This window comes from Pectobacterium actinidiae (assembly GCF_000803315.1).
In the GTDB taxonomy this organism is placed as follows: domain Bacteria; phylum Pseudomonadota; class Gammaproteobacteria; order Enterobacterales; family Enterobacteriaceae; genus Pectobacterium; species Pectobacterium actinidiae.
This window is the reverse complement of the sequence record NZ_JRMH01000002.1, coordinates 227356-248158: the sequence shown is the minus strand read 5'-3', so window position 1 is coordinate 248158 and position 20803 is coordinate 227356. Positions and strand designations below refer to the sequence as shown.

At 53.9% G+C, this 20803-nt stretch carries 19 protein-coding genes; 13 read left to right on the top strand and 6 right to left on the bottom strand.

What is annotated here, in order from left to right; translation table 11 throughout:
• Window positions 1-326: 326 nt before the first annotated feature.
• On the top strand, window positions 327-977 hold the full coding sequence (locus KKH3_RS18665; RefSeq protein ID WP_039363171.1) for a GntR family transcriptional regulator: 651 nt from the start codon (window positions 327-329) through the stop codon (window positions 975-977).
• A 599-nt stretch (window positions 978-1576) separates the two neighbouring features.
• Here the strand turns inward: KKH3_RS18665 and hemY are convergent.
• From hemY to hemC, 4 genes are read right to left on the bottom strand one after another with little or no spacing between them, the layout of a single operon-like run.
• A complete protein-coding gene (gene hemY, locus KKH3_RS18660) occupies window positions 1577-2770 on the bottom strand; it encodes a protoheme IX biogenesis protein HemY (protein WP_039363170.1) in 1194 nt (397 codons plus the stop codon).
• A 2-nt stretch (window positions 2771-2772) separates the two neighbouring features.
• Complete coding sequence (gene hemX, locus KKH3_RS18655) at window positions 2773-3897, bottom strand: uroporphyrinogen-III C-methyltransferase (RefSeq protein WP_039363167.1); 1125 nt, start codon at window positions 3895-3897, stop codon at window positions 2773-2775.
• Window positions 3898-3920: 23 nt separating this feature from the next.
• Window positions 3921-4661, bottom strand: a complete 741-nt coding sequence (hemD, locus tag KKH3_RS18650; protein ID WP_039363165.1) for a uroporphyrinogen-III synthase — start codon at window positions 4659-4661, stop codon at window positions 3921-3923.
• Window positions 4658-5599 carry a hydroxymethylbilane synthase gene (gene hemC, locus KKH3_RS18645; RefSeq protein ID WP_039363164.1) on the bottom strand — a complete coding sequence of 314 codons (942 nt, stop codon included), beginning with the start codon at window positions 5597-5599 and terminating at the stop codon, window positions 4658-4660. The genes hemD and hemC overlap by 4 nt, the downstream gene beginning before the upstream one ends.
• Window positions 5600-5931: 332 nt before the next feature.
• Between hemC and KKH3_RS18640 the strand changes: the two genes are divergently transcribed.
• Window positions 5932-8490 carry a class I adenylate cyclase gene (locus KKH3_RS18640; protein ID WP_039363162.1) on the top strand — a complete coding sequence of 853 codons (2559 nt, stop codon included), beginning with the start codon at window positions 5932-5934 and terminating at the stop codon, window positions 8488-8490.
• A 316-nt stretch (window positions 8491-8806) separates the two neighbouring features.
• A complete protein-coding gene (locus KKH3_RS18635; protein WP_039363160.1) occupies window positions 8807-9979 on the top strand; it encodes an MFS transporter in 1173 nt (390 codons plus the stop codon).
• A 34-nt stretch (window positions 9980-10013) separates the two neighbouring features.
• Here KKH3_RS18635 and cyaY read toward each other — a convergent pair whose 3' ends face one another.
• Window positions 10014-10334 (bottom strand): iron donor protein CyaY, encoded by a 321-nt coding sequence (gene cyaY / locus KKH3_RS18630; RefSeq protein WP_039363158.1) that lies wholly within the window; start codon window positions 10332-10334, stop codon window positions 10014-10016.
• Window positions 10335-10393: 59 nt separating this feature from the next.
• Here cyaY and lptM point away from each other — a divergent pair, with 59 nt between their 5' ends.
• The 10 genes from lptM (at window position 10394) to KKH3_RS18585 (ending at window position 19811) form a co-directional block, all read left to right on the top strand.
• On the top strand, window positions 10394-10579 hold the full coding sequence (gene lptM, locus KKH3_RS18625) for an LPS translocon maturation chaperone LptM (RefSeq protein WP_039311621.1): 186 nt from the start codon (window positions 10394-10396) through the stop codon (window positions 10577-10579).
• A 64-nt stretch (window positions 10580-10643) separates the two neighbouring features.
• Window positions 10644-11468, top strand: a complete 825-nt coding sequence (gene dapF, locus KKH3_RS18620) for a diaminopimelate epimerase (protein ID WP_039363155.1) — start codon at window positions 10644-10646, stop codon at window positions 11466-11468.
• Window positions 11465-12169, top strand: coding sequence for a DUF484 domain-containing protein (locus KKH3_RS18615; protein ID WP_039363153.1), 705 nt, complete (start codon window positions 11465-11467; stop codon window positions 12167-12169). The genes dapF and KKH3_RS18615 overlap by 4 nt, the downstream gene beginning before the upstream one ends.
• Window positions 12166-13101 (top strand): tyrosine recombinase XerC, encoded by a 936-nt coding sequence (gene xerC / locus KKH3_RS18610; RefSeq protein WP_039363150.1) that lies wholly within the window; start codon window positions 12166-12168, stop codon window positions 13099-13101. Before KKH3_RS18615 ends, xerC begins: the two co-directional genes overlap by 4 nt.
• Window positions 13101-13817, top strand: a complete 717-nt coding sequence (yigB, locus tag KKH3_RS18605; protein WP_039363148.1) for a 5-amino-6-(5-phospho-D-ribitylamino)uracil phosphatase YigB — start codon at window positions 13101-13103, stop codon at window positions 13815-13817. Before xerC ends, yigB begins: the two co-directional genes overlap by 1 nt.
• Window positions 13818-14023: 206 nt before the next feature.
• On the top strand, window positions 14024-16186 hold the full coding sequence (gene uvrD / locus KKH3_RS18600; protein ID WP_039363147.1) for a DNA helicase II: 2163 nt from the start codon (window positions 14024-14026) through the stop codon (window positions 16184-16186).
• 128 nt (window positions 16187-16314) lie between these two features.
• Window positions 16315-17061: a cyclase family protein gene (locus KKH3_RS18595; protein ID WP_039363145.1), complete on the top strand. Its 747-nt coding sequence runs from the start codon at window positions 16315-16317 to the stop codon at window positions 17059-17061.
• Window positions 17062-17246: 185 nt separating this feature from the next.
• The gene (ysgD, locus tag KKH3_RS22625; RefSeq protein WP_349814568.1) at window positions 17247-17303 is read left to right on the top strand and encodes a YsgD/CorL family protein; all 57 of its coding nucleotides are present in this window, start codon (window positions 17247-17249) and stop codon (window positions 17301-17303) included.
• A gap of 166 nt (window positions 17304-17469) precedes the next feature.
• On the top strand, window positions 17470-18420 hold the full coding sequence (gene corA / locus KKH3_RS18590; protein WP_039363132.1) for a magnesium/cobalt transporter CorA: 951 nt from the start codon (window positions 17470-17472) through the stop codon (window positions 18418-18420).
• A 332-nt stretch (window positions 18421-18752) separates the two neighbouring features.
• The gene (locus KKH3_RS18585) at window positions 18753-19811 is read left to right on the top strand and encodes an AbrB family transcriptional regulator (protein ID WP_039363129.1); all 1059 of its coding nucleotides are present in this window, start codon (window positions 18753-18755) and stop codon (window positions 19809-19811) included.
• Here the strand turns inward: KKH3_RS18585 and rarD are convergent.
• Window positions 19777-20706: an EamA family transporter RarD gene (gene rarD / locus KKH3_RS18580; RefSeq protein WP_039363126.1), complete on the bottom strand. Its 930-nt coding sequence runs from the start codon at window positions 20704-20706 to the stop codon at window positions 19777-19779. The two genes, KKH3_RS18585 and rarD, sit on opposite strands and share 35 nt — an antisense overlap.
• Between the last annotated feature and the right edge of the window lie 97 nt (window positions 20707-20803).

The following is a 20803-nucleotide window of genomic DNA, read 5'->3' as shown; positions in this document are numbered from 1 at the left end:
CTTAGGCGAAAACGCGATGATGTTGCCAGCACAGTCGAACGGTTCTGGGATTCACGTTTTGTCTTGTTGAATGCATTTGTATACAGTATGTGGCGAAAAGCATATGCAATCGCCCATTCACTGACAAAGACGCTTTTTCGCTAAGCTAAGCACAAAATATGCGATTCGATATCTTGCTAAAGGCAGGGCGTCGGGCAAACTTGAATTTTTCTCAATGCATGACGATCCACGGCGTAGCATAAACGCGCGAACCGCCATAAAGGCGAGGATTTTTACCCGTCTGCGCGTGCTCCCGTTTTGACCGTCACACGACATATCAAGGGATTATGAACTTAACACTTAACGACAAAGAGCTGGCGCTGTCGCCGTTCGAGATACTGATTAACGCGATCGAGAAGGGCGAGCTGCTGCCTGGTGAACGTTTGCAGGAAACACGGCTGGCGCAGCAGTTTGGGCTGAGCCGTACGCCGATTCGTGAGGCGCTGCATCGGCTTGAAGCGCTGGGATTGGTGGAACCTGGTCCTCAGCGCGGGCTAATGATTGCGCAGATTAGCTATGAGCGGCTGCATCAGCTTTTCGCCGTGCGTGAAGGGTTAGAGAGGTTGGCGATGGAACTCGCCGTGGCTTCTGCGTCGGCAGAAGAACTGGAACTACTGCAAGATATGGTTGAAGTGGAGAAGACGCTCACCGACAGCAGAAAACTGCACGATCATAACCGGCTTTTTCATCGTCAGATTTATCGGGCGACCCATAACCCGTATCTGAACGAGATGCTGGAAAACCTGCGTATTCATCTGTCGCTATTGCGCGGAACCACCTATGAATCGACGGAACGTACCGAAGAGGCGCGGCGTGAACATCAAGCCATTGTGGAAGCGTTGGTGCGGCGTGATAAGGACGCCGCACAAGAGGCGGCTTGCCAGCATATTCGTAACGGTTACCGCGCCCGATTAAGCATGTTGAATCAACAGCTTTGATAAGGCTGTCGGAAAAACACGACACTCTAGGGGTTCCGCTGTCGCAAAAAAGAGACATTTAATTCATTGATTCATAATGATTAATATTTTACATGATAAATGCGTCTCTGAATGGCGACAGGTTTTGTGAGCGCGATCTCGTTTTTGTCGCCCAACCGGTTTTGAGTTCTCTATCACTGAGTAAATAAAAATATTATTGATTATTAACTGGTTATCGTTTTTTTATGCGGTCTTGATAATAAAATTATGCATGTTGGCATAATTTATGCTTAAATAAGAGGGTAGATGCTCATTCCACCTTCTATGTTTGCTCCGGCTTCATAATCCTGGGAATGACGCAGAGCCAATTTGAGGTGCCTATCGTCCAACTCCAGATGAAGATGCAAATCTCCATCGGGCCTTCCGGACATAACGTTGAGTGAGGCACCATTCTGTTGTCTGACAGACCTGATATTTTCAACGCTTACCGTTTATCGGTAAGCGTTTTTTTTGGTCTGGTGAAAATGTTCGATAGCCGCCTTTTACCGGGTTATTCAGGACGGGTCATACAAAAGAATAAGGCTCCAAAAAGGAGCCTTATGAAAGGAATAGCACATTAATTAGTCGGCAGGTTGCTGTAGCGTGAGCAACAGCCCTTCGCGCCGCATTTGTGCCGCTTCATCCGGCAGACGCAATCGATCGAGTGCGTCGGCGCGCCAGGCATAATCATAAGCGTCTGGACGCAACGCTAGCGCGGTGTGGAAGGCATCGCTGGCCTGCTGCCATTCGCCGTGTTTCATTAGCAACTGACCTAACGTACTGCTCAACAGCGGCGTTGCTCCCTGTTGCTTGATGTACTGATGCAGCATTTTTTCCAGCTGTTCCGGGTTTCCGGCTTTGAGGCGTGGCATCAGCAAGATCAAGCGCTCGTCATACTGACGTTTGAGGCCGTCGAGAATGATCTTCTGGGCGGTATCATGATCGTCACACTCGATCAGGTGCTCAGCCATCGCGACCTGAAGCGGGATCTCATGGCGAACTTTACGGCTCTGATTATTCCACCACGATTTCAGCCCTTCGCTGCCGCCATCCGCCATCGCCTGATTCATCAGACCGATATAGGCCTGCTGTTGCAGATCCAGTAAACGTTCCTCAGGGTACAGATTGATCTTGCGCATCGCAGGCAGAATATCCAACAGCGCACTATAGGCATGGGTGCGTAGGAAAGCCTGTTCCGCTAAACGCAGTACCTCAGGATGGCGGGGCGCGACCTCCAGCAATTTGTCCACGCCGTGACGTGCAGCATGATCTTCATTACGCGCCAGTTGAATACGCACGCGCGTAATATCCACCGGAAGCTGATCGGTATCTGCAACCTCGGCGGCACGTTCCAGATATTGTTTGGTGCGGAATTCGTCACCGCGCTGCTGGGCGGCTTCGGCAGCCAGCAGGTAGTTAACTACAGGCTGCTCGGCATGGTCGGCATTGCGCGTCAGCAGCTTCTCTACCTGTAAATAGTCTCCCTCGGCCAGCTTGAGCAGTGCGGCTTTGGTCTGTTTTCTGGCACGGCTGCGTTTTCGGCCGAGAAACCAGCCGCGCGTGCGGGAGCCGGTACGAAAGATCCGGCGGATCACCCATTCCACCGCCAAAAAGGCGAGGAAGAACAGCACCAGCATGATGACCAGACCGGTCACGCTGGTTTGAATGTCGTAGTTATCCGTTTGGATCAGGACGTAGCCTTGGTGACCTGCGACGATCGGGCCGATCACTACGCCTGCAATCAGGATCAGGAACAGCAATAAGACTTTCAGCATGTTCACTCTCCCTGCTGTGTGGCTGGCGCCTGAGCCAGTAGGTTACGAACGCGCGTTTGCATCAGTTTTTCCAACAGTGCCTGACTTTGTAGTTCTGTTGGGACATCCAGTGAAACTGACTGCTGGCTTAAGGCATCGAGCTGATCCAGAAAGGCCTGCGTCGTAGGATCAGTGGTATCAAAGTAGGCGCGAACCCAGGTTGCTGCCGTTTCCAGCGACTGTTTATACACTTCATTCTGGTGGCGAGGAATGGCCTGTGCGGCAACCAGCAGACGTGAGCGGATATTCTCACGCAGATACACATCCTGATTCGGTGCCAGCAGCGGTTCGGCCGCGCTGTCACGGCGGCGAATGGTGATAAAATCAGCCAGGAAATTGTGCCAGCTCTTGCTTAGATTTTGTCGCCACTCGCTCAAAGAGGCGGACAGCTCGGTGCTGTTGGCATCCATCGGCGCTTCATCGGTGTTGTTGTCGGCGAGCTGCAAGTTGTCCAACTGGTCGGTAAGCTGATTTACTTTCAGTATGATGCCGTCAAAATCGACCTGGCTCACGCCCGCCAGTGCCCCAATATCGTTGGTTAACGCCCGGCGAATTTCTATCAGGCTGGGATCGTTCATCTCTGCCAGACTCGCGTCCGCACTTTTCAGCAACGCGCCTGCGGTGGTGACATCTTTGTCGCTCCACAGTTTACGTCCTGCCAGTTTCACCAGAAAATCGGCCTGAGCAATTAGCCAGGTATTGGTGTCATGGCTGGAAAGGGCTGCCAGTTTATCGCGCAGCTCGTCTGACTGACGCGTTAACGCCTCAAGACGCTGTGCGGCAGTCTCCTGTGCTTTACCTTGTTGCTGTTGAGCGTCCAGCCACTGCTGCTGCTCTTGCTTGTGCTGCTGCTGCAATGTGCTTAACTGCGTTTCCAGGCGTTGAAGCGCAGCAGTGTCTTTCTGCGCCTGCTGGTGGCCGTGGTAATACAATCCCGCGCCTATTGCCAGCGCAATCACAATCGCGATCGCCCCCAGCACGGCACCGCTACGTTTTGGCTGCGGTGTGGGATCCTGCTGCTGATGCGCGGGTTCAACCCGTTCAGCAACCTCGTCGGCTGGAGCTGTGGGGGTATTGTGTTCCGTCATAATGGTACATCCCATGATCAGGTTTATTGTAGTGCGCGCATGAGCGCATCGTTATCGGCGTTATCGGCCACCCGGATATCGCGCCAGCCGAGCTGACGAGCCTGTTCTGCCAGTCGTTCGCTGACGACGATCAGTTGGCAGCCGAGTAACCAGGAAGCCCGATAGTAATCAGGTACTAAAGTATAGATCCGTTGTAGCATTTCTCCGCTGGTGATCACCAGTTTGTCGATGCCTATTTGTTGCCAGTGGCGGCTTTGCTCCAGTCCGTCGTAGTGAACGTCTCTACGCTGATAACATTCACAGTAGGTCACCTGTGCGCCGCGTTCGGTTAGCGTCTCTCCCAGTAGTTCCCTTCCACCATTGCCACGTAATAATAGTGCACGTTTCCCAGCAACATCTTGCAGGTCAGGCAGTTGCAGGAGTGTTTCGCTGGTTTCACGCTCAGGTGGATAGGTTACCGGATGTGCGCTGATTTTATGTAACGCCAGTGCCGTAGTACGGCCGATGGCGTAATAAGCGAGATGGGCAGGCCAGCTAATGCCCGTACGTGCCAGCATCGGATCGGCGTAATGAATCGCGTGTTGTGAAAGTGCAAACACCAGATCGTCGGCGTGCAGTGCTTGCAACAGGGTTGGTAGGCTGGTGAGTTCTCGTCCGGGAGAAAACTCGATCAGCGGGCTGTGCCAGGCGTTGTAGCCGAGCTTGCTTAAACGGGTCACCAGTTGTTCGCCAGTTGGTGACGGACGGGTAACCAGAATCGTCATGATGAGCGTGACCCTTGATAAACGGCTTGAAGGATGGCGCTGGCACCTTTTGCCAGTAGCTCTTCAGCCAGTGCAATCCCGAGTTGTTCGGCATCGGAGATGTTCCCTTTACGTTCACCGACGATCATTTGGCTGCCGTCTGGCGCACCAACGAGCGCACGCAGCCACAGCGTATCGCCTTCCAGTTCGGCGTAGCTGCCAATCGGCACCTGACAGCCGCCTTCAAGGCGCACATTCATCGCACGTTCAGCCAGTACGCGAGCCGCGGTAGCGGGGTGATTGAGTGGGGCAAGGAGTTGACGGACATGTTGGTCATCCAAACGGCATTCGATGCCGATCGCACCTTGTCCGACGGCAGGCAGAGATTCTTCCGGGCTTAACGCACAGCGGATGCGCGCTTCAAGGCCAAGACGTTTCAGACCGGCGACGGCAAGAATAATGGCGTCATACTCGCCGTTGTCCAGTTTTGACAGGCGTGTGCCGACATTGCCGCGTAAATCACGAATCACCAGATCGGGACGTCGGGCGCGCAGTTGGCACTGACGGCGCAGGCTGGAAGTACCGACGCAACTGCCTTCCGGTAACTGTTCGAGGTTGTCATAACGGTTGGAGACAAACGCGTCGCGCGGGTCATCGCGTTCGCAAATGGTGGTCAGGCCGAGGCCATCCGGGAATTCGACAGGGACATCTTTCATGGAATGGACGGCAATATCGGCGCGCCCTTCAAGCAGCGCCAATTCCAGCTCTTTAACAAACAATCCCTTACCGCCGACCTTCGCCAGTGGCGTATCAAGGATGATGTCGCCGCGGGTTACCATCGGCACTAACTCCACGTGTAAATCCGGGTAGAGGTGATTCAGACACTGCTGAACATATCGTGCTTGCCACAGGGCGAGCGGGCTTTGTCGGGTGGCAATTCTAATAATATTGGCTAACATGCTTGATACCGTTTTTATCATTTTCCGCCATCGTATCATTGATGGTGCGTTGGTGTCAGGTTGTGGGCATGAGCGGCGCGCCTTTTAAAACGGTCTGAAATTCGGGTGCCGCAAGTCGAGTAAATAAGCCGTGCTGATGCAGTCGGGTAGGGAAATTCGTAATAAAGCAAGATAGGTAAGTCTAACTTTCTTTACTTTCTTTACGCCCAATCAGCAAGGTGTTAAATTGATCACGTTTCCAGCAATAATTCGCTAAACATTCTTCTAATTTCATCATGCGGATTTGGAACACGGGGTTTTTCTAGGCACTGGGATAAATCAGGCGAAACGTCTTGTACTTCTACATCGAGACTTTGAAGCAAAGACTGGATGCGATCAACCAACTGCGTGTTGACCGTGCTCTGGGAGCAATGAAGCCCGCTTTTCAGCAGGTTTACAGTCTTCTGCCCATTTTATTACATCATCATCACCCGTTGATGCCAGGCTACCTTGAAGGCAAGGTGCCTCACGGTATCTGCACTCACACGCCTGATGAAAAGCAACAACAGTACCTTGATGGCATCGCGTTGCGTTGGGGTCAGTTTGACTGTTCTCATCCGCAGGGTGAGCTGCCGATCACGGGCATCTATTCCATGGGAAGTACCTCATCTATCGGGCAGAGCTGTAGCTCCGATCTCGATATCTGGGTGTGCCACCAATCCTGGCTGGATAGCGAAGAGCGTCAGCTATTACAGAAGAAATGTACGCTGCTGGAGCAGTGGGCAGCAGCGCAGGGCGCTGAGGTCAGTTTCTTCCTGATGGATGAAAGCCGCTTCCGCCACAATGAAAGCGGCAGCCTGAGCGGTGAAGACTGCGGCACCATGCAGCATATCCTGTTACTCGACGAATTCTACCGTACCGCCGTGCGTATGGCTGGTAAACGTATTCTGTGGAACATGGTGCCGGTCGAAGAAGAATCCCACTACGACGAATATGTGTTGTCGCTGTACTCGCAGGGGGCTCTGGCTCCTAACGAGTGGATGGATTTAGGGGGCTTAAGTACGCTGTCGGCGGAAGAGTATTTCGGCGCGAGTCTCTGGCAGCTCTATAAAAGCATCGATTCCCCTTATAAAGCCGTGCTGAAAACGCTGCTGCTGGAAGCCTATTCCTGGGAATACCCGGATACCAGCCTGCTGTCGACCGAAATTAAAAAGCGCCTGCATGACGGCGAGATCGTCTCTTTCGGTCTTGATCCTTACTGCATGATGCTGGATCGCGTGACGCACTATCTGACGGCAATCAACGATCCCACGCGCCTCGATCTGGCGCGTCGATGTTTCTACTTAAAAGTCTGTGAAAAGCTCTCCAGAGAAAAAGCCTGCGTTGGCTGGCGTCGCCAGATTCTGAGCCAACTGGTGCAAGAATGGGGTTGGAGCGACGAACATCTGGCTATGCTGGATAACCGCGCTAACTGGAAAATCGAGCAGGTACGCGAAGCACATAATGAGTTGTTGGATGCGATGATGCAGACCTATCGCAACCTGATTCGCTTCGCTCGCCGCAATAATCTTAGCGTCAGCGCCAGCCCGCAGGATATCGGTGTGTTGACCCGTAAACTGTATGCCGCGTTTGAAGCGCTGCCGGGTAAGGTTACCCTGCTGAACCCACAAATTTCGCCCGATTTGTCGGAGCCGAATTTAACCTTTATTTATGTTCCGGCGGGTCGTGCGAACCGTTCCGGCTGGTACCTGTATAATCAGGCACCGTCGATGGATGCAATCATCAGCCATCAGCCGCTGGAATATAACCGCTATCTGAACAAGCTGGTGGCGTGGGCGTATTTTAACGGTCTGCTGACGCCAGGCACGCGTCTGTACATTAAAGGCAACGAACTGTGCGACATCACGCGTTTGCAAGCGTTGGTGGACGACGTAGCCAGCCATTTCCCGCTGCGTTTGCCTGCGCCGACGCCGAAGGCGTTGTACAGCCCGTGTGAAATTCGTCATCTGGCGATTATCGTTAATCTGGAACACGATCCGACGGCGGCCTTCCGCAATCAGGTCGTGCATTTCGATTTCCGTCATCTGGATGTCTTTAGCTTCGGCCAGCAGCAGCAGTGTCTGGTTGGTAGTATCGACCTGCTGTATCGCAACTCGTGGAATGAAGTACGTACGCTGCATTTCAGCGGCGAACAGGCGGTGTTGGAAGCGCTGAAAACCATTCTGGGCAAAATGCATCAGGATGCGGCGCTGCCGGAATCGCTGGAAGTCTTCTGCTACAGCCAGCACCTGCGCGGGCTGATTCGTACCCGTGTACAGCAGTTGGTGTCCGAATGCATTGAGCTGCGTCTGACCAGTACGCGTCAGCAGGAGCCAGGGCGTTTCAAAGCGGTGAAAGTCGCGGGTCAAACCTGGGGTCTGTTCTTCGAACGGCTGAGTGTATCGGTGCAGAAGCTGGAAAATGCGGTCGAGTTTTATGGCGCAATTTCTAACAACAAACTGCAAGGCCAGCCGGTTCAGGTTGAAACCAACCATGTGCATTTACCGCCAGTGGTCGATGGCGTCGCTAGCGAAGGGATCATCCAGTTCTTCTTTGAAGATCTGACAGAAAATCAGGGCTTTAATATTTATATTCTGGATGAGTCTAACCGCGTTGAGGTCTATCACCACTGTGAGGGCAGTAAAGAAGAGCTGGTGCGCGATGTCAGCCGCTTCTATTCGTCTTCGCATGACCGCTTCACCTATGGATCCAGCTTTATCAATTTCAATCTGCCGCAGTTCTACCAAATCGTACAGTTGGACGGCCGCACGCAGGTGATCCCGTTCCGCAGCAGCGCACTTTCTCACCTGTGCATCACGCCCGTGGTGGATGATGAAGTGATGACAATGAAGCAGCGGCTACAGATTTTATAACCACTCTATACCCTAAATAATTCGAGTTTCAGGACAAAAACGGCAAGGCGTTTTTGAACAGCGCTTGCGCTGACCCCGAAGGGGTGAGGCCATAAGGCCGAATAACGCGGCGAATGAGAGAATCCCGATGAGCTTACTCAAGTAAGTGATTCGGGTGACCGACAAATCTGCCAGAGGCAGGTTTGAACGCTGCTTGCAGCGGCCCCAACGGGCGAGGTACACGTCAGTGTGCCGAGTAGCGAAGCCAACGCACATGCAACTTGAAGTATGACGGGTATATACCCGGCTTTCAGCGTATTCAGGAAGGGATGTATTGATGGATTCGTTGCAACGTCGAAATCTGATACTGCTGGCGCTCGGACAAGGGCTGACCGGCAGTATTATTTCCCTGATGACACTGTGCTCTACGCTGGTTGGCGTATCGATGACGCCCGTTCCTTTTTTGACCACGCTACCGATTACCGCGACGGTGTGTGGTGCAGCGCTCATGATCTACACCGTTTCGTCGTTGATGACAAAATATGGCAGGCGCCATGCGTTCATCATCGGCACGCTGCTGGGGCTGGCTGGCGCGCTTTTGGCGGCGCTGGCGATTGTGCTACACAGTTTCTCCCTCTTTGTCTTTTCGACGTTTGTTCTGGGGATGTCCTGCGCTTTCAATCAGTATTATCGCTTCGCCGCGGCGGAGATATTTACCGATAATCAGCAGAAAAATCGGGCGATTTCATGGGTCATCAGCGGCGGTATCCTCGGCGGTTTTCTCGGCCCGTTCGCGGCTAGCCACTCTTCTCATCTTTGGGCGTCTTACCCGTTTTTCGGTAGTTTTATTGCGGCAGCATTCATCTGTGTTATCACGTCACTATTGTTACTTGGCCTTAAACTGCCTCCGATGCCCAGTGTGATGGCCAGTGCCCAGCGTAGTGAACCGCTGGCGGCGATCCTGAAAAGCCGGGTGTTTGTGTTGGGAACGGCAAGCTGTTCCATCGGGTTTGTGGTGATGACGCTATTAATGAATTCTGTGCCGCTGGCGATGCACCAACACCACTTTTCCGTCAGCCACAGCGCGACGGTGTTGCAATGGCATTTTGTGGCTATGTATGCGCCCGCGCTGCTGTTAGTGCTGCTGGCGAAGCGGCTGACGCCGGTTCAGGTGGTGGTGATTGGCATGGTGTGTAACGTTGTCGGAGTAGCGGTAGCGCTGAGCGGTTTGACGTTCTGGCACTTCCTCTTTGCGCTGATGCTGTTCGGCGTCGGGTGGGCGTTTATGTTCAACGGTGGGACATTCATGCTGAATGCATTTACCCATTCCGTGCATAAATCTCGTTTACAGGGGATTAATTCGCTGGTGATTTACGTGCCTAACGCGCTGGCCTCGTTGTCTGCCGGTAGCCTGATGGCGCTGACCAGCGGTTGGCCGTTGGTCAATATGGTGGGTATCGGCATGCTGTTGTTGCTGGTTCTGGGGCTGATCGTTCTGGGACGGCGCTAATGTGTAGAGCGCCGCGAGGTCGTTGAAAAGGCCGTTACCCGAAGTGGACGGTTTCCCCTGCCTGAGCCGAGCAGGCTGCTGACAGCAACGCGATAAAATCTTCACCGCTGCGGTCGCATACCCAGCGTGCTTCCTGACGGTTGAAGTGGTAACCACCTGCTTTGGTCGCCAGCCAGATTTGGTGTAGCGGCTCCTGCCGATTGATCACGATTTTGCTACCGTTTTCGAAACTCAGCGTCATCACGCCGCCGTTGGTTTCATAATCGATATCGGCATCACCCTCAAACCGATCCAACGTTTCTTCCAACTGAAGCATGAGTTGGTCGGCTAATTGGTGAAACTCGCTATCGTTCATTTTCGATTCCTATTGATTTTCATGATCCACCTGCGATTATAGAGAGCATACGAGTATTAATGACAGGTCTTAACGTGATGAAGAACGTATTTCGCCAGTTTTTTCTGGTGTTGGCCGTAGTGAGTTTATTCGGTTGTGGTCTGAAAGGTCCGCTTTATATGCCTGCCGATGGCAAATCCGGTGTGTCAACGACTCAGCAAAATGAGAACCAGCCGCCGCAAAAGAAAACGTCAATGCGTCCTTAATGCGTGACGACAGTAATAAATAACAGGTCACGCGCCCGGTTAAGTCAGCGGGGGAGTCAGGATAATGCAGTTCGCTAAGATGCACGGATTAGGCAACGATTTCATGGTTGTTGATGCCGTTACGCAAAACGTTTATTTTTCACCCGAATTGATTCGCCGTTTGGCGGATCGACATTGTGGTGTAGGGTTCGACCAACTGCTGGTCGTCGAGCCGCCTTACGATCCTGAACTGGATTTTCATTACCGCATTTTTAACGCGGATGGCAGCGAAGTGGCACAGTGCGGTAATGGCGCGCGCTGCTTTGCTCGCTTTGTCCGCTTGAAAGGGTTAACTAACAAGCGCGACATCGCCGTCAGTACGCAGACTGGCCGGATGGTACTGTCTGTGACGGATGATGAACTGGTGCGCGTCAACATGGGCGAACCCAATTTCGAGCCGCAACAGGTGCCTTTTCGCGCGGTCAAAGCGGAGAAAACCTACATCATGCGTGCCGACGAGCACACGGTGCTGTGTGGCGTGGTGTCGATGGGCAACCCGCACTGTGTGATTCAGGTTGAGGATGTGGACACGGCGAAGGTGGAAACGCTGGGGCCGCTGCTGGAAAGCCACGAGCGTTTTCCCGAGCGTGCCAACATTGGTTTTATGCAAATTGTTGATAGCCACACTGTCCGTCTGCGGGTGTACGAGCGTGGTGCGGGAGAAACGCAGGCGTGCGGTAGCGGCGCGTGTGCTGCCGTGGCGGTGGGGATCCAGCAGGGGTTATTGTCCGCGAGCGTTCGCGTATCTCTGCCGGGCGGGGAGTTGGATATCCAGTGGGATGGGCCGGGACATCCGTTATTCATGACCGGGCCTGCAACGCATGTCTACGATGGATTTATTCATTTATGAAGAATGTCGAGGAACAGGCAGAACGTGAGATCGCACTCAGTGACGAGATGGTTTTGCAGTTCCTGCAACAGAATCCCGATTTTTTTATCCGTAATGCGCGTCCCGTCGAGCAGATGCGCATTCCTCACCCCGTCCGGGGAACCGTGTCGCTGGTGGAATGGCAGTTGGCACGTCAGCGTAACCACATTACGCAGCTTGAGGAAGAAATCACGCTGTTGATGGAACAGGCGGGTGCGAACGAAGTGCTGTTTAATCGCCTGCTCGGGTTACAAACCGAATTGGCCTCTGCGGACAGCCTGACGGATATGCTGGATCGCTTGCAGCGCTGGGCGCGTCAGCTTGGCCTGGCGGGCGCAACCGTTCGTCTATTCAGCGATAAATGGCGTATTGGTGCGCCTTCTGGGTTTACCCATCTTGGGCTTAATCGCTCCACGTTTGAGCCGTTGCGCATTCAGCGCTTCGGGCAAAAGAATCATTACCTCGGCAGTTTGAACGGGCCTGAACTGTTGCTCCTGCTGCCGCAGGCCAGGCAGGTTGGGTCGGTCGCGCTATCGCTGATGGGAAATCACCACGATTTGGGCGTGCTGATTTTCAGCAGCCGCGACAGCCATCATTATCAGGATGGCATGGGAACCGTGTTGCTCCAGCAAATGGCCATGATGCTGCCAGCGATGCTGGCGCGCTGGGTTGAGCGGGTATGAGCCGGCAGCCCGCGCCATCGGAGGTTCCTTCCTCTTCGCCGTTACAAACCGATGTCGATGCGTTCCTGCGCTACTTGAAAGTAGAACGTCAGCTAAGTCCGCTGACGCAGACCAGCTATTCGCGCCAACTATCAGCGGTTATCACGATCCTTTCCGCTGCGGCTGTGACTGACTGGCGTAGACTGGATGCCTCTGGCGTGCGTTCTGTGGTGTCTCGCAGTAAGCGAGATGGGCTACATTCCGGCAGTCTGGCGCTACGTTTATCGGCATTACGCAGTTTTCTTGACTGGATGGTGTCGCGCGGTGTGCTGGCGGCAAACCCGGCTAAAGGGGTATCCGCGCCGCGAGCGGGTCGCCCATTACCCAAAAATATGGATGTGGATGAGACGAATCGCCTGCTGGAAATCAATGTGGACGATCCCCTCGCGGTGCGTGACCGTACGATGCTGGAAGTCATGTACGGTGCGGGGCTGCGTCTGGCGGAACTGGTCGGTATGGATTATCAGCACATCGATCTGGCAAGCGGTGAAGTCTGGGTGATGGGGAAAGGCAGTAAAGAGCGCAAATTGCCGATAGGAAAAACGGCGGTAACCTGGCTGGAACGCTGGCTGGCGCTGCGCGAACTATTTGGCCCACAGGATGATGCTGTGTTTATCTCTAATCAAGGGCGACGTATTTCGATGCGCAATGTGCAGAAGCGTTTCGCCGAATGGGGAATTAAGCAGGGCGTCAATAGTCATGTTCATCCTCATAAATTACGTCACTCCTTTGCGACGCACATGCTGGAATCCAGCGGCGATTTACGAGCGGTACAAGAGCTACTTGGCCACGCTAACCTGACCACGACGCAGATTTACACCCATCTTGATTTTCAACATTTAGCCTCCGTGTACGATGCCGCGCATCCACGCGCCAAACGAGGGAAACCCTGATGCATTTTTACCGCTCTCTTGGCCCGATCCGGGCGATCACGTTCGATCTGGATGATACGCTGTACGATAACGCGGACGTCATTCGACGCACGGGGCAAGAGTCAATCCACTTTCTGCAACAGTACCATCCTGCACTTCGTGACTTTCAGGCAGATGACTTTCAGAATTTACGCCAGACCTTGCTTGAACGCGAGCCGGACATCTATCACGACGTGACCGAATGGCGTCGTCGTGCGGCTGAACTGGCAATGCTGGAACGTGGACTGAGTGCCACAGAAGCTAAGGATGGCGCAAAAGCGGCAATGGAAAATTTTGCCCATTGGCGTAGCCAAATTACGATTACGGAAGAAACCCACCAGACGCTGGCGGCGTTAGCCGAGAAAGTGCCACTGGCGGCGATCACCAATGGCAACGCGGAACCACACCGGTTCGGCCTCGACCGCTATTTTTCCTTCATCCTGCGCGCGGGTCCGCACGGCCGTGCTAAGCCGTTTGATGACATGTACCATTTGGCGGCAGAAAAGCTCAATCTGCCGTTGCAGGAAATCTTACATGTCGGTGACGATCTCACGACCGATGTCGCAGGGTCGATCCGCTGCGGTATGCAGGCCTGCTGGATTAACCTGCGTGAAGGCAGCCTGACGCAAATTGGCGATGCTCGACTGCTGCCACATATTGAAATTTCGCGGTTGGCATCGCTGTCGGCGTTGTTATAATCACGGCATTAATCTGTATAAATCATCAGTGGAAATGCTCCTTACATGGGCTAATACTGGTCACTTAAGCTCGTTATTAGGGGAAACACAGGGGGAGGTTCCCGCAGGGAGGCCTCACCCCTGTGGTCGCCCCGTGTATCTCGATGCTTAAACGATCGACATTACTTACATGTGCAGCGTTTCCCGTCACCGGATAACCCGTACCTATGGACGTTTCTGATCTGCTCGATGGCCTCAACGACAAACAGCGTGACGCGGTAGCCGCGCCGCGCAGCAATTTATTGGTGCTGGCGGGGGCAGGCAGCGGCAAAACTCGGGTACTGGTACATCGCATTGCCTGGCTCTTGTCCGTCGAAAACTGTTCGCCTTACTCCATCATGGCGGTGACGTTTACCAACAAAGCGGCGGCGGAGATGCGCCACCGTATCGACCATCTGATCGGGACCAGTCAGGGTGGTATGTGGATTGGTACTTTCCACGGGCTGGCACACCGCCTGCTGCGTGCGCACCATATGGATGCCAATCTGCCACAGGATTTCCAGATTCTGGACAGCGACGATCAGTTGCGTCTGCTGAAGCGGTTGATTCGGGCGCTCAATCTGGATGAGAAACAGTGGCCACCGCGTCAGGCGATGTGGTTCATCAACGGGAAGAAAGATGAAGGTCTGCGCCCGCAGCACATTGAAAGCTACGGCAATCCGATCGAGCAAACGTGGCAGCGCGTCTATCAGGCCTATCAGGAAGCGTGCGAGCGCGCCGGGCTGGTGGATTTTGCCGAACTGCTGCTGCGTGCGCACGAACTGTGGCTGAACAAGCCGCATGTGCTGAACCACTATCGCGAACGTTTTACCAATATTCTGGTGGACGAATTCCAGGACACCAACCGCATTCAATACGCCTGGATCCGCATGCTGGCAGGCGACAGTGCCAAGGTGATGATCGTCGGGGATGACGATCAGTCGATTTACGGCTGGCGCGGGGCGCAGGTCGAGAATATTCAGCTGTTCCTGAAGGATTTCGCTGGCGCAGAAACCATCCGTCTGGAGCAGAACTATCGTTCGACCAGCAACATCCTGAAAGCAGCGAATGCGCTGATTGCCCACAACGGTGGACGTCTCGGCAAGAACCTGTGGACGGACGGGGTTGAGGGCGAGCCGATTTCGCTTTACTGCGCATTCAACGAATTGGATGAGGCGCGTTACGTCGTCAACCGGATTAAAGCCTGGCAGGAAAATGGCGGTGCGCTGAGCGATAACGCCATTCTTTACCGGAGCAACGCCCAGTCGCGCGTACTGGAAGAGGCGCTGTTACAGCAGAGTATGCCGTACCGCATCTACGGCGGCATGCGCTTCTTCGAACGTCAGGAAATCAAAGATGCGCTGGCTTATCTGCGCCTTATCGCCAATCGTAACGACGATGCGGCGTTCGAGCGAGTGGTGAATACGCCGACGCGCGGCATTGGCGATCGCACGCTGGACGTAGTGCGCCAGACGGCACGCGATCGTCAGTTGACGCTGTGGCAATCCACGCGGGCGCTGTTGCAGGAGAAAGTACTGGCTGGGCGGGCGGCGGCATCGCTGCAACGCTTTATCGAGCTGATTGATGCGCTGGCCTATGAAACTTCTGAGCTGCCGCTGCATATTCAAACCGACCGGGCGATTAAGGATTCCGGCCTGTGGAGCATGTACGAACAGGAAAAAGGCGAGAAAGGGCAGGCACGAGTAGAAAACCTGGAGGAATTGGTGACGGCCACGCGCCAGTTCAGCTATCAGGAAGAAGATCAGGATCTGATGCCGCTACAGGCTTTCCTGTCGCATGCTGCGCTGGAAGCGGGTGAAGGTCAGGCAGATGCCAATCAGGATGCGGTACAGCTTATGACGCTGCATTCGGCAAAAGGGCTGGAGTTCCCGCAGGTGTTTATCGTCGGTATGGAAGAAGGCATGTTCCCAAGCCAGATGTCGCTGGATGAAGGTGGACGTTTGGAGGAAGAGCGTCGTTTGGCTTATGTCGGCGTCACGCGTGCGATGCAAAAGCTGACGATAACCTACGCGGAATCCCGCCGTTTATACGGCAAAGAAGCCTATCACCGGCCTTCCCGATTTGTCGGTGAACTGCCGGAAGAGTGTGTGGAAGAAGTGAGGCTACGCGCCAGCGTCTCCCGCCCGGTGAATCATCAGCGCCTCGGCACACCGATAACCCAAAACGACAGCGGCTACAAATTGGGGCAGCGGGTTCGCCATGCCAAGTTCGGCGAAGGCACGATCGTGAATCTGGAAGGCAGTGGCGATCACGCCCGCCTTCAGGTTGCGTTTCAGGGGCAGGGCATTAAATGGCTGGTTGCCGCCTATGCCCGGCTGGAAACGGTGTAATCGTCATGTGTGCGACGGCATAACTTATAAAAATCCTGTATTAATCTTTATCGTCATTTTCGACAATGCTAGGTGGCCTGCCGCGTATCTATGGATGTGTGGTATTACAATAAAAAAGGAGCATGCCCATGACGCTAGACCAGATTATTGCCGAGTTACAGAAGAAGAAATGGGTCGATCTCACGCATGCGGTGACGGAGTCGATTCCTATTTTTAGCGCGTTTGAAGGTGTGTTGCAGCGCGAGACGCTATTTAACGTTGAAGAGCATGGCTTTTTCGCACAGTCCGTGACATTCGCGACGCAGACGGGGACGCATATTGATGCGCCGGGGCATTTTGTCGCGGGCAAACGTTATCTGGATCGTATTGATAATAAAGAGCTATTGCTGCCGCTAGTGGTGCTCCACAAACAAGACGCCGTTGCGCGCGATCCCGATTACCGCCTGTCGGTTGATGACATTCTGACGTTTGAGCGCGAATACGGGGAAATCCCGTCAGGCAGCTTTGTCGCGTTTGCCAGCGGCTGGAGCACGCGCTGGCCAGATAGTGATGCCTTCGCCAATAGAGACGAACAGGGCAACAGCCATACGCCGGGTTGGTCGCTTGAGGCGCTGACGTTCCTGTTTGAAGAGCGCGGCATTAGCGCGGTGGGGCACGAAACGTTGGATACGGATTCCGCCGCTGATTTCCGTCGCAATAACGGGCTTATCGGCGAATTCTTCGTGTTGAACCAAAATGCCTGGCAGGTCGAGGTACTGAATAACCTGCATCAGCTGCCGCCTACTGGCGCTTATATTCACGTCAGCTACCCCAATTTCGCTGATGCACCCGGCTTCCCTGTTCGTGCCATTGCCTATTTGCCGGACAACGCCTGATCGACAGACGCCGTTCCTTTTTGCCTTGGGGACTGCTTTTTTACCGCTTTAGTACCGGATTTATTGGATAAACCCCATTCATTTGACCAATATTTTACAGCGTGTTTCCGCCGAGGTTTTAAAGTTGAAGTCTTTTTCATCTCGGCGTAACATGCGCGCATCATTATTCTCGGAGGACTAACGCCTTGGACACACCCAGTCGATACTGGCTCACTAACCTGTTCATTAGGTACAACTTCTAAGGCTATCTTCCTCTGCTGATAGCCTTCGTGGTTGTCAGCGACGCTGTTTTTGTCGCTACGAGTCAGATCCGTCGAACGGACTGAAACCTGCTGGTGACACCTCACCTTTGTTTCTGTGCTTCAATCGCGTTGTCCATCTCTGCTACTGAAAGGGGAGCTATGGCCCATGCTGAGCGCATTTAAACTGGATAATTGCCGTTTATCTCGTCTGGAACTGGATGACTCCGATGATCTCACCACGTCAGTTTGGGTCGATTTGATCGAGCCGGAAGACGATGAGCGTGAAAAAGTACAAAACGAACTGGGACAAAGCCTGGCAACCCGCCCGGAACTGGAAGACATTGAAGCGTCGGCGCGTTTTTTTGAAGACGAAGACGGCCTGCATATTCACTCCTTTTTCTTTTTTGAAGATGCTGACGATCACGCTGGTAACTCTACCGTGGCGTTTACTATTCGCGATGGTCGCCTGTACACCTTGCGCGAGCGTGAACTACCTGCGTTCCGCCTTTATCGCATGCGCGCCCGTAACCAAACGCTGGTAGACGGCAATGCTTACGAACTGCTGCTCGATCTCTTTGAGACTAAAATTGAGCAGTTGGCGGACGAAATCGAGAACATCTACAGTGATTTGGAATCGCTGAGCCGCATCATCATGGAAGGGCGTCAGGGAGACGAGTACGACGACGCGTTGTCAACGCTGGCGGAACTGGAGGATGTGGGCTGGAAGGTTCGCCTGTGTCTGATGGATACCCAGCGCGCGCTGAACTTTCTGGTGCGTAAAGCCCGCTTGCCATCCGGCCAGTTGGAGCAGGCGCGCGAAATTCTGCGCGACATCGAGTCTCTGCTGCCGCACAACGAATCCCTGTTCCAGAAGGTTAACTTCCTGATGCAGGCGGCGATGGGCTTCATCAACATCGAGCAGAGCCGGATTATCAAGATCTTCTCGGTGGTTTCCGTGGTGTTCCTGCCACCGACGCTGGTGGCATCAAGCTACGGAATGAACTTCGAATTCATGCCGGAGCTGAGATGGTCGTTTGGCTATCCGGGCGCGATCGTGTTGATGATCCTTGCCGGACTGGCGCCGTACCTCTACTTCAAACGTAAAAACTGGCTCTAAGTTTTCACCGATGCGCCTGACGGGGATTCACCATCAGGCGCACAGCGCTTCTTCCCTTCAATGTAAAATTCCTTTCCTGCTTGATAGTTTTCCACCTTACTATTCTTGTTTATTCTCCAACTATTCTGTTTATACTCGTCATACTTCAAGTTGCATGTGCGTTGGCTGCGTTCAGTCACCCGAATCACTTACGTGAGTAAGCTCATCGGGATTCCTTCGCTTGCCGCCTTCCTGAAACTCGAATTATTTAGAGTATGGAATGGTGGACTGCTTTTCTGTTCTTACTTTCTATTTTTACTCTTACTCTTTATTCCTAAACAAGGGTCGTGTGCATGAAAGGGATGTCACCGTGGATGCAATGGGGAATCCTGCTGTCGGTCTCATTAATTCTGGGGTTTGGGTTACAGGTTTACCACGTTCCCGCCGCGCTGTTGCTGGGGCCGATGATGGTTGGCGTCGTCATGGGGTTAAACGGTGCGACGATTCGCATCCCGCCTGTCTGCTTTGCGGGCAGCAATGCCGTTCTGGGCTGTCTGGTTGCACAAAGCCTGTCATTTTCCATCCTGAAACCGTTGATGAGCGAATGGCCGCTGGTGCTGTTCATTCTGCTGGCGACGCTGGCTGCCAGCGGGCTATCTGGTTGGCTGCTGGTCAAATTTAGTGAACTACCCGGCACGACCGGTACCTGGGGAGCATCGCCGGGCGGTGCGTCTGCGATGGTCGCGATGGCCGGAGAATTCGGCGCGGACGTGCGGCTGGTCGCCTTCATGCAATATTTACGCGTGTTGATGGTGACCGCTTCTGCCGCGTTTGTGGCACGCCTGAGTTTGGGCGACGAGGCGGCGGAAAACAGTGCGATGCTGGTCTGGTTTCCCGCACTGGACTGGCGCTTTCTGGCAACGCTCGGCGTAGCGTTTGGCAGTGCCTGGCTGGGAAGACGCTTGCGCATCCCCTCCGGTGCGCTGCTGGGGCCGATGATTATCGGTTCAATGCTGCATGCCAGCGGCACCTTGCAACTGCAAACCCCGGAATGGCTGCTGGCGTTGGCCTATGCCTTGATCGGCTGGAGCGTCGGGCTCTGCTTCACTCGCCCCATCTTTTTGCTGGCGATACGCACGCTGCCGCACATGATGACCTCGATAGTCGGATTGATGCTGCTGTGTGGCGGCATGGCGTGGATGGTGACGAAAATGATGCCGGTGGATATGCTGACCGCCTTTCTGGCGACCAGCCCCGGCGGGCTGGATTCGATTGCGATTATCGCCGCAGGTAGTCGGGTCGATATGGCATTTGTCATCGCCATGCAGACGCTGCGGCTGTTTTCGACGCTGTTATTCAGCCCGATCTTATCGCGCTTTATTTCCCGTCGTGTGGCGGCGGGGAAACTGTAGCTGGCGTGCGCCGCAGCTTACGCTGTGTATAAATTGCATCCAGAATGAACAACCCTAGCGCACCCCAGATGAAAGCAAACGTTACCAGTTTGTCGCTGCTAAACGCTTCACCGTAGAACACCACTGCCAGCATGAACATGATGGTAGGGCCGAGGTACTGGAAAAAGCCGAGCGTCGACAGGCGTAGGCGCATCGCTGCCGACGTAAAGAACAATAGCGGGACCGTGGTGACGATGCCTGCCGAGAGCAGCAGCAGATTCAGCGACCAAGGGTTGGCTGTCAGATGACTGCTTGGCGTGTCGGCAATAAAAAACAGATAAATGACCGCAATCGGCAACAGCCACAGCGTTTCGATTAGCATGCCGGTTTGCCCGTCGATGCCAATCTTCTTACGCAGTAAACCGTATAACGCGAAACTGAATGCCAGCCCGAGCGCGATAATCGGCAGCGATCCGAATGTCCACAGCTGAACCAGTACGCCCGTCACGGCAAGCAGCACGGCTAGCCATTGCAGACGGCGAAAGCGTTCGCCCAGAAAGATCATGCCTAGCATGACGTTGACCAGCGGGTTGATAAAATACCCCAGACTGGCTTCCAGCATGTGATGGTTGTTGACCGCCCAGATATACAACAGCCAATTCCCGCCAATAAGCACCGCTGTTAATGCCAACAGAAACAGATGCTTGACGTTACGGCAGGCAAGGCTCACCTGACGCCACTTCCGGCCGATGGTCAGCAAGATCAGCATAAAGAAGAATGACCAGATAATACGGTGTGTCAGTATTTCATTGGGTGGAACGTGCTCAAGCAGCTTGAAGTAAACGGGAGCAATTCCCCAAATAAAATACGCGGCGAGGGCGAAAAAGATCCCCTCACGGGTTTGTTGCGCGTTCATGGGTGACTCGATAAGGACGGCGGGAAAACGCTAAGTCTACTCAAAACGGTGAGCGCTTTCACGTAAAGTGTTGATGACAATTTTTGCTAACTAAAGG

Coding starts and splice junctions, on each gene's coding strand:
- KKH3_RS18665 (WP_039363171.1), top strand. CDS start 327: ATGAACTTAACACTTAACGACAAAGAGCTGGCGCTGTCGCCGTTCGAG.
- hemY (WP_039363170.1), bottom strand. CDS start 2,770: ATGCTGAAAGTCTTATTGCTGTTCCTGATCCTGATTGCAGGCGTAGTG.
- hemX (WP_039363167.1), bottom strand. CDS start 3,897: ATGACGGAACACAATACCCCCACAGCTCCAGCCGACGAGGTTGCTGAA.
- hemD (WP_039363165.1), bottom strand. CDS start 4,661: ATGACGATTCTGGTTACCCGTCCGTCACCAACTGGCGAACAACTGGTG.
- hemC (WP_039363164.1), bottom strand. CDS start 5,599: ATGTTAGCCAATATTATTAGAATTGCCACCCGACAAAGCCCGCTCGCC.
- KKH3_RS18635 (WP_039363160.1), top strand. CDS start 8,807: ATGGATTCGTTGCAACGTCGAAATCTGATACTGCTGGCGCTCGGACAA.
- cyaY (WP_039363158.1), bottom strand. CDS start 10,334: ATGAACGATAGCGAGTTTCACCAATTAGCCGACCAACTCATGCTTCAG.
- lptM (WP_039311621.1), top strand. CDS start 10,394: ATGACAGGTCTTAACGTGATGAAGAACGTATTTCGCCAGTTTTTTCTG.
- dapF (WP_039363155.1), top strand. CDS start 10,644: ATGCAGTTCGCTAAGATGCACGGATTAGGCAACGATTTCATGGTTGTT.
- KKH3_RS18615 (WP_039363153.1), top strand. CDS start 11,465: ATGAAGAATGTCGAGGAACAGGCAGAACGTGAGATCGCACTCAGTGAC.
- xerC (WP_039363150.1), top strand. CDS start 12,166: ATGAGCCGGCAGCCCGCGCCATCGGAGGTTCCTTCCTCTTCGCCGTTA.
- yigB (WP_039363148.1), top strand. CDS start 13,101: ATGCATTTTTACCGCTCTCTTGGCCCGATCCGGGCGATCACGTTCGAT.
- uvrD (WP_039363147.1), top strand. CDS start 14,024: ATGGACGTTTCTGATCTGCTCGATGGCCTCAACGACAAACAGCGTGAC.
- KKH3_RS18595 (WP_039363145.1), top strand. CDS start 16,315: ATGACGCTAGACCAGATTATTGCCGAGTTACAGAAGAAGAAATGGGTC.
- corA (WP_039363132.1), top strand. CDS start 17,470: ATGCTGAGCGCATTTAAACTGGATAATTGCCGTTTATCTCGTCTGGAA.
- KKH3_RS18585 (WP_039363129.1), top strand. CDS start 18,753: ATGAAAGGGATGTCACCGTGGATGCAATGGGGAATCCTGCTGTCGGTC.
- rarD (WP_039363126.1), bottom strand. CDS start 20,706: ATGAACGCGCAACAAACCCGTGAGGGGATCTTTTTCGCCCTCGCCGCG.